This window comes from Longibaculum muris, from assembly GCF_004343035.1.
Taxonomy (GTDB): Bacteria; Bacillota_I; Bacilli_A; order Erysipelotrichales; family Coprobacillaceae; genus Longibaculum; species Longibaculum muris.
This window is the reverse complement of sequence record NZ_SMCQ01000003.1, coordinates 90972-106475: the sequence shown is the minus strand read 5'-3', so window position 1 is coordinate 106475 and position 15504 is coordinate 90972. Positions and strand designations below refer to the sequence as shown.

Annotated in this window: 17 protein-coding genes; 13 read left to right on the top strand and 4 right to left on the bottom strand. The window is 30.6% G+C overall.

Going from position 1 to position 15504, the window contains the following annotated elements; all coding sequences use genetic code 11:
• Nucleotides 1-3: 3 nt before the first annotated feature.
• Both EDD60_RS03850 and EDD60_RS03845 read left to right on the top strand, forming a co-directional pair.
• Nucleotides 4-747 (top strand): copper homeostasis protein CutC, encoded by a 744-nt coding sequence (locus tag EDD60_RS03850; protein ID WP_066448993.1) that lies wholly within the window; start codon nucleotides 4-6, stop codon nucleotides 745-747.
• Nucleotides 741-1616, top strand: a complete 876-nt coding sequence (locus tag EDD60_RS03845; protein WP_132226220.1) for a YitT family protein — start codon at nucleotides 741-743, stop codon at nucleotides 1614-1616. The genes EDD60_RS03850 and EDD60_RS03845 overlap by 7 nt, the downstream gene beginning before the upstream one ends.
• A 9-nt stretch (nucleotides 1617-1625) precedes the next feature.
• Here EDD60_RS03845 and EDD60_RS03840 read toward each other — a convergent pair whose 3' ends face one another.
• Nucleotides 1626-2183: a CYTH domain-containing protein gene (locus tag EDD60_RS03840; protein WP_066448989.1), complete on the bottom strand. Its 558-nt coding sequence runs from the start codon at nucleotides 2181-2183 to the stop codon at nucleotides 1626-1628.
• A 79-nt stretch (nucleotides 2184-2262) separates the two neighbouring features.
• Here EDD60_RS03840 and EDD60_RS03835 point away from each other — a divergent pair, with 79 nt between their 5' ends.
• Both EDD60_RS03835 and EDD60_RS03830 read left to right on the top strand, forming a co-directional pair.
• The gene (locus tag EDD60_RS03835) at nucleotides 2263-3063 is read left to right on the top strand and encodes an NAD kinase (protein WP_318026098.1); all 801 of its coding nucleotides are present in this window, start codon (nucleotides 2263-2265) and stop codon (nucleotides 3061-3063) included.
• Entirely contained in the window at nucleotides 3060-3875 is an 816-nt protein-coding gene (locus tag EDD60_RS03830; protein ID WP_066448982.1) for an RluA family pseudouridine synthase, read from the top strand. Before EDD60_RS03835 ends, EDD60_RS03830 begins: the two co-directional genes overlap by 4 nt.
• A 14-nt stretch (nucleotides 3876-3889) precedes the next feature.
• Here EDD60_RS03830 and EDD60_RS03825 read toward each other — a convergent pair whose 3' ends face one another.
• Nucleotides 3890-5095 carry an FtsW/RodA/SpoVE family cell cycle protein gene (locus tag EDD60_RS03825; RefSeq protein WP_066448974.1) on the bottom strand — a complete coding sequence of 402 codons (1206 nt, stop codon included), beginning with the start codon at nucleotides 5093-5095 and terminating at the stop codon, nucleotides 3890-3892.
• An 80-nt stretch (nucleotides 5096-5175) separates the two neighbouring features.
• Between EDD60_RS03825 and EDD60_RS03820 the strand changes: the two genes are divergently transcribed.
• On the top strand, nucleotides 5176-5520 hold the full coding sequence (locus EDD60_RS03820; RefSeq protein ID WP_066448972.1) for a PTS transporter subunit EIIB: 345 nt from the start codon (nucleotides 5176-5178) through the stop codon (nucleotides 5518-5520).
• Nucleotides 5521-5562: 42 nt separating this feature from the next.
• Here EDD60_RS03820 and EDD60_RS03815 read toward each other — a convergent pair whose 3' ends face one another.
• The gene (locus EDD60_RS03815; protein WP_066448970.1) at nucleotides 5563-6441 is read right to left on the bottom strand and encodes a LysR family transcriptional regulator; all 879 of its coding nucleotides are present in this window, start codon (nucleotides 6439-6441) and stop codon (nucleotides 5563-5565) included.
• 140 nt (nucleotides 6442-6581) lie between these two features.
• Between EDD60_RS03815 and EDD60_RS16555 the strand changes: the two genes are divergently transcribed.
• The 7 genes from EDD60_RS16555 to pflA all read left to right on the top strand — a co-directional run bounded on the left by EDD60_RS16555 (nucleotide 6582) and on the right by pflA (nucleotide 13703).
• Nucleotides 6582-6716, top strand: a complete 135-nt coding sequence (locus EDD60_RS16555) for a hypothetical protein (RefSeq protein WP_257528957.1) — start codon at nucleotides 6582-6584, stop codon at nucleotides 6714-6716.
• A 229-nt stretch (nucleotides 6717-6945) separates the two neighbouring features.
• Nucleotides 6946-7281, top strand: coding sequence for a cyclophilin-like fold protein (locus EDD60_RS03805; RefSeq protein WP_066448968.1), 336 nt, complete (start codon nucleotides 6946-6948; stop codon nucleotides 7279-7281).
• A 77-nt stretch (nucleotides 7282-7358) separates the two neighbouring features.
• Nucleotides 7359-8288 carry an AEC family transporter gene (locus tag EDD60_RS03800; RefSeq protein ID WP_066448965.1) on the top strand — a complete coding sequence of 310 codons (930 nt, stop codon included), beginning with the start codon at nucleotides 7359-7361 and terminating at the stop codon, nucleotides 8286-8288.
• 34 nt (nucleotides 8289-8322) lie between these two features.
• On the top strand, nucleotides 8323-9123 hold the full coding sequence (locus tag EDD60_RS03795; RefSeq protein WP_066448962.1) for an aldo/keto reductase: 801 nt from the start codon (nucleotides 8323-8325) through the stop codon (nucleotides 9121-9123).
• Nucleotides 9124-9136: 13 nt separating this feature from the next.
• Nucleotides 9137-10303 carry an iron-containing alcohol dehydrogenase gene (locus EDD60_RS03790; protein WP_066448959.1) on the top strand — a complete coding sequence of 389 codons (1167 nt, stop codon included), beginning with the start codon at nucleotides 9137-9139 and terminating at the stop codon, nucleotides 10301-10303.
• Nucleotides 10304-10626: 323 nt separating this feature from the next.
• Entirely contained in the window at nucleotides 10627-12879 is a 2253-nt protein-coding gene (pflB, locus tag EDD60_RS03785) for a formate C-acetyltransferase (RefSeq protein ID WP_066448956.1), read from the top strand.
• A gap of 68 nt (nucleotides 12880-12947) precedes the next feature.
• Nucleotides 12948-13703 (top strand): pyruvate formate-lyase-activating protein, encoded by a 756-nt coding sequence (gene pflA / locus EDD60_RS03780; RefSeq protein WP_066448953.1) that lies wholly within the window; start codon nucleotides 12948-12950, stop codon nucleotides 13701-13703.
• A gap of 28 nt (nucleotides 13704-13731) precedes the next feature.
• Here the strand turns inward: pflA and EDD60_RS03775 are convergent, their stop codons facing one another.
• Nucleotides 13732-14325, bottom strand: a complete 594-nt coding sequence (locus EDD60_RS03775; protein WP_066448950.1) for a TetR/AcrR family transcriptional regulator — start codon at nucleotides 14323-14325, stop codon at nucleotides 13732-13734.
• A gap of 119 nt (nucleotides 14326-14444) precedes the next feature.
• On the opposite strand from EDD60_RS03775, the gene EDD60_RS03770 reads away from it, so the two are divergent.
• On the top strand, nucleotides 14445-15476 hold the full coding sequence (locus EDD60_RS03770) for a zinc-dependent alcohol dehydrogenase (RefSeq protein WP_066448947.1): 1032 nt from the start codon (nucleotides 14445-14447) through the stop codon (nucleotides 15474-15476).
• Nucleotides 15477-15504: the final 28 nt, after the last annotated feature.

The following is a 15504-nucleotide window of genomic DNA, read 5'->3' as shown; positions in this document are numbered from 1 at the left end:
ATTATGGAAAGAATCGTAGAAATATGTTGTGGTAGTTATGAAGATGCTTTAAATGCCTATCGTGGTGGCGCATCACGTATAGAATTAAATAGTGCACTTCATTTAGGTGGACTGACACCAAGTCTTGCTTCTTTAGTTTTAACAAAGAAGCATACTGATTTAAAAGTTATTACAATGATTCGTCCTCGCGGTGCTGGTTTTTGTTATAGTGAGGATGAATTTGAAGTCATGAAAGCTGATACTTTATTGATGATGGAACATGGAGCTGATGGTGTTGCTTTTGGATGTTTAAAAGAAGATGGAAGTATTAATGTTAAACAAAGTCAGCAAATCATTGATATTGTAAAAGAATATGGTGGAGAAGTGGTTTTTCATCGTGCCTTTGATTGTGTAAAAGATCCTTATCAAGCAATTGAAAAATTAATTGAGATGGGGGTTGATCGTGTTTTAACAAGTGGTTTACAATCAAAAGCAATGGATGGTATTGAATTGATTCAAAAATTACAAGGAAAATATGGTCATCAAATTGAAATATTAGCTGGAAGTGGAATTAATGCAGATAATGCAAAAGCAATGATGGACCAAACTGGAATTTATCAAGTTCATAGTTCATGTAAAAGTTGGATTTGTGATCCAACAACAGCTATGAATCAAGTTTCTTTTGCTTATGGTGATGAGCCTCATCAAATGGATTATGATGTTGTTGATATGAAATTAGTGGAGAAGATAGTTGAAGAAATATGTTAAGAAATTTAAGGAAAAATAAAAAAGTCAGATTATTGATTACTTTGATATGTGTTGTTTTTGCCGCGTTTATGCAAGCTTATGTGATTAAAGTCTTTATTCAACCAGCTGATTTATTATCAAGTGGATTTACTGGTGTAGCGATTTTGATTGAAAAAATTACTTCAAGATTTTTTGGTTTTTCGTTTTCTACATCATTAGGTATGATATTACTCAATGTCCCAGTTGCTATATTATGTTATAAAAGCATCAGTCCACGATTTACTTTCTTTTCACTTTTAGAAGTCTTTTTAGCCAGTTTCTTTTTAAAGGTCATTAACTTTCCACCTATCTTTGATGATATTTTATTGAATATTGCTTTTGGTGGTTTTGCTTATGGTTTATTAACTGTCATCGCATTACGTGGGAATGCTTCTACGGGTGGTACAGATTTTATTGCTTTATATGTTTCTAATCAAAAAGGAAAGTCTATTTGGGAATATGTTTTTGTCTTTAATACAGTTATATTGGTTATCTTTGGATATATGTTTGGCTGGGAACATGCTGGATATTCAATTCTATTCCAATTCATTTCTACTCGCACAATCGATTCCTTCTATCATCGTTATGAGCGGGTGACTTTACAAGTGACAACAATGCATGCAAAAGAAGTGATAGATGCTTATGTAACTCATTATCGTCATGGAATTTCATGTGTTGATGCGGTAGGTGGATATAGTAAAAAATCAATGAATTTATTACATACGGTTGTTTCTAGTTATGAAGTTCAGGATATTGTTGATTTAATGCGTGAAGTTGATTCAAATATTATTGTGAATGTTGTAAAAACAGAAAACTTCTTTGGTGGATTTTATCAATCACCAATTGATTAAAAAAGAGTTCTAGAGGGAATCTAGGACTCTTTTGATTTTACTAGGACAATTATGTGTATAGTTCAATTGATAAGGCTTAATGATTTCTAAAAATTTTTTATAGCCTGCTTTTTCATTGTTGACTTCAAATTCTAGTTCATAATCTTTTTGATTGAAATAAGTATTTTCATCTAATGATAATGTTCCTTCTGGAAGAATAATATCATAGCGATGAGTTGTTAATGAGAATTGTTGTTTTAATTCAGTTAAAGCAATACCTTCATCTTCAAGAATCTGAGTAATTTCATTTTTGAGTTGATGGTGAGTAAAAGCATCTTTTTCTTCTTTAGTTAATTGAATGTTTGTTTCTAAACGATGATTATTGATAGGTCTTTTTAATGTTAATTCATATTGATTGTTTTTAGTACGGATTCTTAACATATATTTTTTTTGTTGTAAAAGAGGGTGGGTATAGTATTCATTAATTTGAATATAATCATGAAGAATTTGATTTTGATAATCGTTTAATATTTGTGTAAAGATATCTTTTGTAAGTAAAATTTTATATTCTATTTCTATTTGTTGCATATTTATCACCATTTTTATTTTAACTTGTTTATGATAAGAATGCAAATGAAAGAGATTGTGAAAAAGAAGTGAATACTATATAATAGAAAAAGGTGGTGAGAGAATGAAAACATATGCAATTGTAAGTAAGCAAGATGAAAAGTCGATAGAATTATCTAATAAGATGAGAATAGAACTAGATACTTTTATGACATATGATGAAGCCCATCCGGAGTTAGTGATTAGTGTAGGTGGGGATGGAACGATGATTTATAGTGTTCATAAATATATTCATCAATTAGATGAAGTTTCTTTTATTGGGATTCATAGTGGAACTTTGGGGTTTTTAACGGATTATCAAAAAGATGAATATTTAGAATTGATTGAGGATATTCGTCAAGGTGAGTATCATATTTATAATCGTTGTTTATTATCAGTGAAAATGGGTGATGTGAGTTATATGGCACTCAATGAAGTAAGATTAGAAAATAATCGTCGTTCACAAGTTTTAGGCGTTTATATTAATGGAGATTTTTTAGAAACATTTAGAGGGAATGGTTTGTGTGTATCAACAGCTTCTGGTTCTACGGCTTATAATAAGTCATTGGGTGGAGCGGTGATTAATTCAGGAGCAGGATTGATGCAATTGACTGAGATTGCTGGTATTCATCATAATGCTTATCGTTCATTGGGCTCACCATTGATTTTAGATTGGACACATACAATTCATTTAGAATCACAGGATTTTGATGGAGCTATTTTAGGTATTGATAATTTGGTTTTTGATTTAGAGGGAGAAGGTTCGATTGATATTTCGTTGGCTCAACAAAAAGCAAGATTTGTTCAATATAAAAGAGTAGCTTATATTGAAAGATTAAAAAGGGCTTATTTAAGTGAATGAAAAGACAGTGGATTGTAGATAAGCTAAGTCGTATTGATGATTTTGCTTATCAAAAGGGTATTAATAAGAAAATGTTGAAGGCCATTAAGATGAAAGGGGATATTTTGGTTGATGGGATTCATCAAAGTGTAAGATATCTTTTAAAACCAGGAGAGGTTATTACTTTTGTTTATCCTGTAGAAGAAAATCATATGTTGCCTTATGAATATCCTTTAAAGATTGTATATGAAGATGAATATTTACTAGTTATTGATAAAGAAAAAGGAATGCCCTGCATTCCTACTCGTGCGCATCCTTATCATACCCTTGCTAATGCATTAACCGCGTATTATCAAAAAGTTAATTTGCTTTCAACGATTCATTTAGTGAATCGTTTGGATAAAGAAACCGCTGGTTTATTGATTGTAGCTAAGTATCGTGAGATTCATGATTTGATGATGAAAGATTTAAAGCATATTTATCGTGAATATCAAGCTCATGTTGAAGGGAAGGTTGAACAAGGGGTTGTTGATTTACCGATTTATCGTGAAAATAAAGATATGAAAAGAATTATTGATGAAAGAGGAAAACCATCACGTACTCACTATCAATGTTTACATTATCAAAAAGGGATTTCTTTAGTTCGTTTTGTTTTGGAAACGGGAAGAACTCATCAGATTAGAGTACATATGTCAGCTTTAGGACATCCTTTAATAGGTGATGAAATTTATGGAAATCAGCAAGGTACTTTTGATTTGACGAGTGTGATGGTGGCTTTTATTCATCCGGTAACAAAAAGAATAATAACCATAAGAAAGAGGAATGAATTTTAAAATTCACTCCTCTTTTAAAGCATTGAACGATTTTTAATGATATTGTTTTGACTGTTCATATCAATGAACATACCAATTGCTATCATATATGAGAATAGTGAAGAACCACCATATGAAATCAGTGGAAGGGTAATACCCGTAATTGGAAGTAACCCTAAAATCATTCCCATATTCCAAATCTGTTGAAACAATAACATACCAATAATTCCCATTGTCATATACTTATCACGGTCATTCGTAGATTCAAAACCAGTTTTCAAAATAATAATATCAAAAGCAACAATAGCTAAAATTGTTACAAATCCACCAAGATAACCATAATCAGTTAAAATCACAGCAAAAATAAAATCAGTTTGTGCTTCAGGAAAGACTTTAACCACAGCTTGGAAGCCATGTCCAAACCAACCAGCGGTTCCATAAGATAATAATGAATTAAATAATTGATAACCTTCTTTACCAAAGGTTCCCTCCGGATCAACCCAACCATAAAAACGATCTAATTTATGTCCACTAATAATTTTAGCAAAAATATCAGGCTGATAAATAAACAAATAAGTACCAACAGCAATAACAATACCAACTAGGATGAATCCAACAGTAAACCATTGTCCTCTTAACCCACTAGAAAATAAAACAAAAACAACACCAATTAATATAATTAAAACAACTCCAGTATCATTTTGTAAATAAACCAGTAAAGCTGGTGGTAATACAACTGCCATACATTTTAAAATATATCTTATTTCTGTTTCAAAATTACGGACCAAATAATAATCATTATATTCTTTTGTTATTTTTGCTAAAGCAATAACAATCGCAATTTTCATGAATTCAGAAGGCTGGAGACTAAAACCAGGAAAATTGAACCAGGAAGTTGCTCCACCGGATGTATGGGTAAATGGAATAATATGATGATTAGGCCAAATACGTGTATAGATAAAGTGTTCAATCGCAAGAATGACAAGCAGTGCAAGTAATATTCCATATATCAGCCATATCTTATCATAGATTTGCTCATTTCCAATTTTATATATAATAAAGATTAAAACCGCTGAGGCAATATAAAAAACACCTTGCTTTATCCAAAGCGTAGCAGGATCTCCTACTTTATTTGAAATCAAAGGAGCGGCATTCAATATCGCAAAGCAACTAATGATTGCTAATAGACAAACAATAAAGATTAAAGGTTGTTGTTTAATTAAATTTTTTATTTTTTCCACATCGTTGCTCCTTTCTTTTTTTATCTTCTTATAGTATACTATAAAAAAGAAATACTTCAATCAAAAAAGGATGTGAATATATGGATTTTCAATATGTGTTAATTATTATTGGAATTATTTTAGCTATCTTACTTCTTTATTTTGGTTTTACTAGATTCATTAAAAATAAAGATTTAAGTCAAGAGGTTGTTTCTACTATTAATATTGATGTACTTTTAAAAGCATTAGGTGGAAAAGACAATATTTTGGATGTTGATAGTTCCCCTTCAAAATTGACTGTGACATTAAAGAGTCATAATGGAATTGATATTGATAAGATTAAAGAATTAGGAGCTAGTGGAATTGTTGAAGGAAAAGAAAATCTTTCAATGATTTTTGGAAAACAGTCTTCGCTGATAGCTCAAGATTTAAAGAATAGTTTATAAGCAGAATGAATTTCTGCTTTTTTTGTTTAAAAATAGTTTTACTTAAAATAGTGTATTTTGTAACTCTTTTAAAAATAAATCTGCAGCACCATTAAATATTTGATATTTTTTCCATACTAGATAAAATCCTGTCTCAAAATTAGGCTTCAATGGTTTGAAACAGAGATGACTTTCACCAGTTGTATTAATCAATCTGTCAAAAGTAAAAACATACCCTAAACCACTTTCTACAATCATTGCTGGTGTTGTAATAAGATTAAATGAACCAATAATATTAAGATTTTTATAATAATCTTTAAACCATCCTGATAATACATTAGCATCTGATTGTTGTTGAGCAAGAAAGAGTGGATAATCTTTAATATCTTCAGGCCTAATAACTTCTAATTTTGCTAAGGGGCTATCTTTTCTCATTAATACACCCCAGGTATCAGTATAGGGGAGTTTTATATAATTATATTTTTGCAGATCAATAGGTTCAATAAGTATTGCAAAATCAAGTAACCCTTTATTAAGCTGTTCAGAAACCTCGATTGTACTTCCACTAAAAATATGATATTTAATTTGTGGATATCTTTCGTTTATTTTTTTAAAGACTTCTCCAATAAAATGCATGATATAAGTTTCAGGTGCACCAATATAGATATCTCCAGTTGTGATTTCTCCATATGAATTTAATTCAAATTCAGTACGCTCTGTCAAGTCGATAATCTCTTTAGCACGTTTTCTAAGAAACATTCCTTCCTCTGTCAATGTGATTTTACGACTCCCTCTTATAAATAATTTCTTTCCAATTTCTTCTTCAAGCATGTTTAATTGCCTAGATAGATTTGGTTGTGTTGTATGTAGTATTTCAGCGGCTTTGGTAATACTTTCTTCTTGCGCTACAGCAAGAAAATATTTTAAGATACGAATTTCCATATTTAAAACCTCACTTTGTTTTTATTTATTATACCATAAATAAAAAGCATAATAACGTATGAGTTATAAGTATTTGTAAAATTAGAAATTTAGAAGATAATAGAAGATGAAATGAAAACATGTTTAAAGAGGTGATGAAATTGGATGGAAAAGAGTTTGATGAGGATAGGTTAATATCTGCTTTAAAAGATGCAGGAATGGATTTGCATATAATAAGCGAGTTTAGAAATAGTCTGAACTCTGGCTACTATGAAAAAAGTAAGAAATACTCTTGAGACAAAGAATAGAGTTATTATCACGTATTCACGATGGACAAGATAAACTATACTGTTTAGATTACTTGACAAGAGAGCTTGATAGAATAGGCTTATTTAATTTAAAAAAAGATTAAACATTCTTATTTTAGAGTTCAATATATAAATAAAAGTTATGAATATATATAAAATATAAGTATTTGTAATATAATGGATTATATATATAATATTGAATAGGGAGGAATAAAAGTTGATTAATAAATTGATGATATTGAGGACTATAATATTATATATTTTACTAACTGGATGCCAAACAGCAAATAGAAAGAATACAGTAAATTTCCAGGAGAGTAAACAAAATAAATCACAGGAAAAGATAAATAATCAAAATGACTTTGTGACAGATGATTTTAATATTGAAGTCGCTTCTCAAATCAAAGTTAACGCATCCCTTCGGCAACTGACAAATCGGAAAATAAAAGAATCAGTTGATGAACATACTTTTACACTTAATCTATATGATAACAAAACAGCTAATGATTTTTGGGATCAATTACCATTGTCGATGCTTCTTGGGATGAATTAAAATTTATAACAGATGGCTCAACTATTATTTTGAAAAAGTAAATGAATAATGAAAATAAAATCGAAAGGAACGTTATTATGGCAGCTTTAACAACATTATTTCCAGTATTCTTCATGCTGGCACTAGGATTTGTATCACGTATAAAGGGGTGGATTACACCCGAGCAAAAGGCAGGCGCTAATGCTATTATCTTTAAAATATTATTTCCAATTTTAGTTCTTAATTTGATGTGTACAGCAACAATTGAGATGTCACATATCAAGATTATTGGTTATGTATTTGTAGTCTATCTTGTTGCACTTATTGTAGGGAAATTATTTGCTAGTAAAGTGAATAAAAAATATGCTCATTTTTCACCTTATCTATTGACTGTTGTAGAAGGTGGAAATGTCGCTTTGCCACTATATTTATCCATTGTAGGAACATCTAGCAATACAGTATTATTTGATATTGCAGGGACAATTATAGCATTTATTGTTTTTCCAGTTTTTATTGCGAAAGAAGCCTCTACGGGTTCATCGGTAAAAGACATGGTAAAAAGTATTTTTACAAACTCATTTGTTATTGCAGTTATTATTGGGTTATTTTTAAACTTAACGGGAATATACAATATGTTAATGGTTTCACAGTTTGGTCCAATGATCACTGGAACATTGACTCAGGCAACAACACCAATTGTTTCGCTTATTCTATTTATTTTAGGATATGATTTAAATGTGGATAAGAAAACATTCGTTCCAATATTAAAACTTATGACTATTAAAATCGTGTACTATGCTCTAGTGATTGCAGGATTCTTCGTATTGTTTCCTGAGCAGATGGCAGATAAGACATTTATGATGGCACCTATTATTTATTTTATGTGTCCAACTGGATTTGGGTTAATGCCGGTGATTGCTCCATTATATAAAGATGAAGATGATGCCTCATTTACCAGTGCATTTGTGTCTATCTTCATGATTGTCACATTATTTGTTTATACAATGGTCGTAATATTTATTGCATAGTTATTTCAATTTATAAGAAAGGAATGATTGAACAATGGAATTGATACGATTAAATAATGGAACAAAAATACCATCAGTAGGTTTTGGTGTCTATCAGATTCCAGAGAAAGAAACTGAGCAATGTGTTTTAAATGCTTTGATGATTGGATATCGGCATATTGATACTGCCAGAGACTATGGAAATGAAAGAGAAGTTGGAAGTGCTATTTTAAAAAGCGGTATACCAAGAAATAAAATATTCTTAACGACAAAGATAGCTGGTGCATATAGCTATCAGAAAGCATGTCAATCTATTGATGAAGCATTAGAAAAATTACAGACAGATTATATTGATTTATTGTTGTTTCATTGGCCATCAGGCAATATAAATGAGACATATCGTGCAATGGAAGATTATTATAAACAAGGAAAGTTAAAGGCTATTGGAGTTTCTAATTTCTTTGGGGATAATTTTAATAAAATTATACAAAAATGTACTGTTATACCAATGATCAATCAAGTTGAAGCACATATTTTCCATCAAAGAAAAGAATTACAGAAAGAAATGGAACAATATAGTATTCTATTAGAGGCTTGGTCACCTTTAGCCTGTGGAAAGAACAATATATTTCATAATACAACTTTAGAAAGAATAGCACAGGTACACCACAAATCAATAGCTCAAGTAGCCTTAAAATTTTTAAATCAAAAAGGCATAATTATTATTCCTAAATCAATACATATAGAAAGAATGAAAGAAAATTTAGATATCTTAAACTTTAGACTTTCAGATAATGAAATGAAAGAAATTGAATTATTAGATAAGAATCAAAGTTTATTTGGATGGTATGAATAGGAGGAAAAAGAAAATGAATAGTTTTGTGTATAACATCCCAGTTAAGGTTTATTTTGGAGAAAATCAATTAATTCACCTTGGTGAGGAGTTATCCAAATATGGAAAACGAGTTTTACTCACATATGGTGGTGGTACTATTAAAAAAATAGGACTTTATGATAAAGTCATTGAAGAAATAGAAAAGGCAGGCCTTGAAGTTTATGAATTATCTGGGATTGAACCAAATCCCAGAATTAATTCAGTAAGAGAAGGGGCGCAGTTATGTAAAGATAAAAATATAGATGTTTTACTTGCTGTTGGCGGTGGATCAACGATTGATGCTACAAAATGGATAGCTGCAGGAGCTTGTGTAGATTTTGATCCTTGGGATTTTTTAAGCAAGAAAGTCTCTGTAAAAAAAGCATTACCTATTTTAACTGTTTTAACTCTAGCAGCTACTGGATCAGAAATGGATAATGGTGGTGTCATTAGTAATCCTGAAACAAAGGATAAAATTGGATTAGGAGCAGACCCTTTATTGCCAAAAGTATCTTTTCTAGATCCGACATATACTTATACAGTGAGTCAATATCAAACGGCTTGTGGGGCTGCGGATATGATGAGCCATATTATAGAAGTTTACTTCAATATGGATCAAGATTTATATATGTTAGATACGTTTATGGAAGGTATGATGAAGACAATCATTAAATATGCACCTATTGCTATGAAAGAACCAGATAATTATGAGGCACGTGCCAATTTAATGTGGACATCATCATGGGCTATCAATGGCTTTATCAATGGTGGAAAACAATTAGCATGGAGTTGTCATCCAATGGAACATGAATTATCTGCTCTTTATGATATTACCCATGGATTGGGATTAGCGATTTTGACTCCAAGATGGTTAAAATATTGTTTAGATGAAACAACAGTATCTAAGTATGTGCAATTTGGAATGAATGTATTTAATATAGATTCAAAATTAGATGATATGGAAATTGCAAAACAAGCAATTCATAAGTTATCTGATTTCTTATTTAATACTTTAGGATTAGATAATAATTTTACGAAAATAAGTATTAAAGAAACTGATTTTGAAATTATGGCTAAGAAGTCATGTGGAGGAGGAGTGTTAGAAGGATTTAAGCCATTACAACAGTCAGATATAGAAGAAATATTTAAAATGTGTTTATAAAGAGTTTTAGTTTTTGTAGAGATTAATTTGGATTAAAATAAATAGGATAATTCAATAGATATATAAGAAAGAGATGTATTTAAGTTTTCTTCTGAAAAGTTTTATCATTATTAAAATAATTCTTTTATTGAGAGTGCAAATCGGTGGACGAAAGGAAAGATATTTGGTATAGTGTAATTGTCATCGAGATGATAGTCATTATAGGATAAAAAAAGCTCATAAGCCTTGAAAAAACATCAAAAAAAGTGATTTTTTTCATTGTGCATAGGTAGCAAGAGTGCTATAATGGGTGAGGAATTTAATTCAAGGAGGAAACAAGAAACATGTTAGAAAAAGAACAATGGAAAGGTTTCAAAGGTAGACTTTGGAAAGAAGAAGTTAACACTCGTGACTTTATTCAACAAAACTATAAACCTTACGATGGAGATGAATCTTTCTTAGCTGGACCTACAGAAGCAACTAATAAATTATGGGGAAAATTACAAGAACTACAAAAAGCAGAACGTGCTAAAGGTGGAGTTCTTGATATGGAAACTGAAATTGTTTCTGGATTAACTGCATATGGACCAGGATATATTGATGAATCTTTAAAAGATTTAGAAAAAGTTGTTGGTTTACAAACTGACAAACCATTAAAAAGAGCATTCATGCCATATGGTGGTATTAAAATGGCTGAACAAGCTTGCCAAACTTATGGATATGAACCAAGTGAAAAATTACATGAAATCTTCACAAAATATCACAAAACACATAACCAAGGTGTATTTGATGTTTATACTCCAGAAATCAAAAAAGCTCGTCATAACAAAGTAATTACTGGTTTACCAGATACTTATGGACGTGGACGTATCGTTGGAGATTATCGTCGTGTTGCATTATATGGTATTGATTTCTTAATTCAAGAAAAATTAGATGATTTCGCTCATTGTGGAAGTGGATCAATGACTGAAGATATCATCCGTAGACGTGAAGAATTAGCTGAACAAGTAAAAGCTTTAAAAGAAATGAAAGAAATGGCTGCTATTTATGGTTATGACATTTCTGAACCAGCTAAAGATGCTCGTGAAGCATTCCAATGGTTATATTTTGGATATTTAGCTGCAATTAAAACACAAAATGGTGCTGCTATGTCAGTAGGACGTGTTTCTACATTCTTAGATATTTATATCGAAAGAGATTTAGAAGCTGGAATCTTAACTGAAGAAGAAGCTCAAGAATTAGTTGACCATTTCGTTATGAAATGTAGAATGGTTAAATTTGCACGTATTCCTTCATACAACCAATTATTCTCTGGTGACCCAGTATGGGCAACACTTGAAGTAGCTGGTCTTGGTACTGATGGACGTTCAATGGTTACTAAGAACTGTTTCCGTTTCTTACACACATTAGAAAATATGGGACCTGCTCCAGAACCAAACTTAACTGTATTATATACTGAAGCATTACCTGAAAACTTCAAAAAATATACTGCAAAAATCTCAATCAATACAAGCTCAGTTCAATATGAAAATGATGATGTTATGAGACCTGTATGGGGAGATGACTATTCAATTTGCTGTTGTGTATCTGCAACTCAAACTGGTAAAGAAATGCAATTCTTCGGTGCTCGTGCTAACTTAGCTAAATGTTTAACTTACGCTATTAACGGTGGTATCGATGAAAAAACTAAAGAACAAGTTGCTCCAAAATATCGTCCAATTACAGATGAATATTTAGATTATGATGTTGTAATGGAAAGATATGATCAAATGATGGAATGGTTAGCAGACTTATATGTTAATACATTAAACTTAATCCAATACATGCATGATAAATATTATTATGAAGCAGCTGAAATGGCTTTAATTGATACTGATGTAAGACGTACATTTGCAACTGGTATTGCTGGTTTCTCTCATGTTGTTGACTCATTAAGTGCAATTAAATATGCTAAAGTTAAAACTATTAGAGATGAAAATGGTATCGTTGTTGATTATGAAACTGAAGGAGATTTCCCTCGTTATGGTAACGATGATGACCGTGCTGATGAAATCGCAGTTTGGTTATTAGGTGAATTCTTAGCTAAGATTAAGAAACATCATACTTATAGAAATTCTGAACCTACAACTTCTATCTTAACAATTACTTCTAACGTTGTTTATGGTAAAGCTACTGGTTCATTACCTGATGGACGTAAAGCAGGTGAACCATTATCACCAGGTGCTAACCCATCTTATGGTGCAGAACAAAATGGTTTATTAGCTTCATTAAACTCTGTTGCTAAATTACCATATGAATGGGCATTAGATGGTATTTCTAATACTCAAACTATCAATCCTGATGCTTTAGGACATGATGAAGATGAAAGAATTAACAACTTAGTTCAAGTATTAGATGGATATTTTGAACAAGGGGCTCATCACTTAAACGTAAACGTATTTGGTAGAGAAAAATTAATTGATGCTATGGAACATCCAGAAAAAGAAGAATATGCAAACTTCACAATCCGTGTATCTGGATATGCAGTTAAATTCATTGACTTAACTAGAGAACAACAATTAGATGTTATCGCTAGAACTTGTCATGATCATATGTAATCAATAGAACTTTATAAAAAAGAAACGGCCTCTTTCCAAGAGGCTGTTTTTATAAGAGGAGGAAGAAAGTGGAAAACGTTATTGGTAGAATTCATTCTATTGAAAGCTTTGGTTCAGTTGATGGACCTGGAGTAAGATATATTTATTTTTTACATGGTTGTCCTTTAAGATGTCAATTCTGTCATAATCCTGATACTTGGGGTTCAAAGACATATCAAGAAATGACTGCACAACAAGCTCTTGACCAAGCGATGAAGTATCGCAATTATTGGGGAAAAAAGGGTGGATTGACAATAAGTGGTGGAGAACCATTATTACAGATTGACTTTTTATTAGAATTATTTAAACTTGCAAAAAAAGAAGGGATTCATACTTGTATAGATACAAGTGGTGGATGTTTTACAAGAGAAGAACCTTTCTTTTCTAAGTTTGAAGAATTAATGCAATATACTGATTTATTATTGGTTGATATTAAAGAAATCAATAAAGAAAGACATATTCAATTAACAAGTAAAGATAATGATAATATTTTGGATATGGCTAGATATTTATCTGATATTAATAAACCAGTATGGATTAGACATGTTTTGGTTCCTGAAAGAAGTGATTTTGATGAAGATTTAAAAGAGTTAGATCAATTCATTAAAACATTAAAGAATGTAGAAAGAGTAGAAGTATTGCCTTATCATACACTTGGAATTTTTAAATGGCAAGAATTAAAAATTCCATATCAATTAGAAGGTATTAATCCACCTACGAAAGAACGTATTGAAAATGCTAATCAACTATTACATACACAAGATTATCAAGAATTTAAAAAATAACATGAGCTTCAAATGAAGTTCATGTTTTTTAAATACTATGAACAAGTTGTTGAAAATAAATTTGAATAGGATGTTCACAAAGTTTTACCATAAAATCTATAGCGTCATTCATAGAAATTTCATCATAATGATTTAACCAAACTTCTAAATAACCTATCCATGCATCAGCAATATATGTTTGATTAAGTTTAATCTTGATATTATCTAAGTTACAATGATAGTCCTTCATCAATATATCAATAGGATGATTCATAAATACATTATAGAGAACAGTTTTCATTTTATCTTTTGAACATTTTAATAAAATTTGTATTAAATAACGATTTTCATTTACTTCATGAAAACACCAAGTTACAGCTTGTTTGGCATCATTATGCATAATATCAATCATAATTTTATCTTGATAGCTTTCCATCATTTCTTTTTCTAATTGTGAAATGATATCATTTAAAAGGGCATATTTATCCTCGTAATGAGCATAGAAAGTATTTCGACTAATCATGGCTTTATGACATATATCACTAATACGAGTTTTTTCAAATCCTAAGTCATCAACACATTCTAAAAATGAATTGATAATGTTTTTTTCAGTTTTTAGATATCTTAAATCATTTTTATTCATAATAACACCTCCAATTTTATTATACACTTTGTTAGATAACTAAATAAATATAAATAAGTGTCAATTGAAATAATCTTTGTCATTATGTATCATTGGATGTAGAAAGTGAGGTATTTCATATGCGTGGAGGTCAATATAATGGTATTAAAAATGTAGAGTTATCAGAATTTGATAAGCCAATCTTAAAACAAGACTCTATTCTTATCAAAAATATGAGAGCGGGGATTTGTGGAACGGATTTACATGCTTATACTCTTGAAGGAGAAAGTGTGGGAATTTTACCAGGGAATCAGTTTGGACATGAAATGTGTGGAATTATTGATAGTATTGGTAGTGGTGTTGATGGTTTTGAAGTTGGACAAAGAGTATTTGTTAATCCAGTTACTTTTAGAAGTATACCAGAAGGGTATACGCCAACTATGAGTGCTGATATGGCAGGAGCTTTTTCAGAATATGTTTTAGTGGAAAATCCACAGTGGAATGTTAATTTATTTAAAATTCCTGATCATGTGAGTTTGGATTTTGCAGTATTAGTAGAGCCACTTAGTGTTTCTATGAATGGAGTTATGTTAGCTCAACCTCAAAAAGGGCAAAAAGCAATCATATATGGAGCGGGAACTATTGGACTTGGATGTTTAGTGGCTTTAAAACATTTAGGTATTGAGGATGTTATTGTGGCTGATAGTGTTCCTTTAAGATTGGAAACAGTCAAAAAATTAGGTGGTATTCCTTGTGATATTACAAAAACCAAAACAAATCAGTTTGTCTTGGATTTATGGGGTAATTTAACTGCTGGTATGGGAATGGATATGAATGATGCTGATCTTGTATTTGATTGTGCTGGATATACTGGTTCAATTAGAGATTATTTAGATAATGCCAAAATGGGTTCTCAACTTATTTGTATTGCTTTAGGTAATGGACAAGTTCCTATTTCTACTTCTGAATTAGCATTTAAATCTGTAAGTATAAAAGGATCTTGTGGATATACATCACAAGCAAATCAAGAAGTTATTCGTATGCTTGATAGTGGAATAGATTTATCTCCAATAATTACTGCAACTTATCCATTATCAAAAATATCTGAAGCATTTGAAGATGCTACTAATGTTAATAAGAATATTAAAGTTATTATTGATCATACAAAATAAACATGGACTACGGTTCATGTTTTTTCTT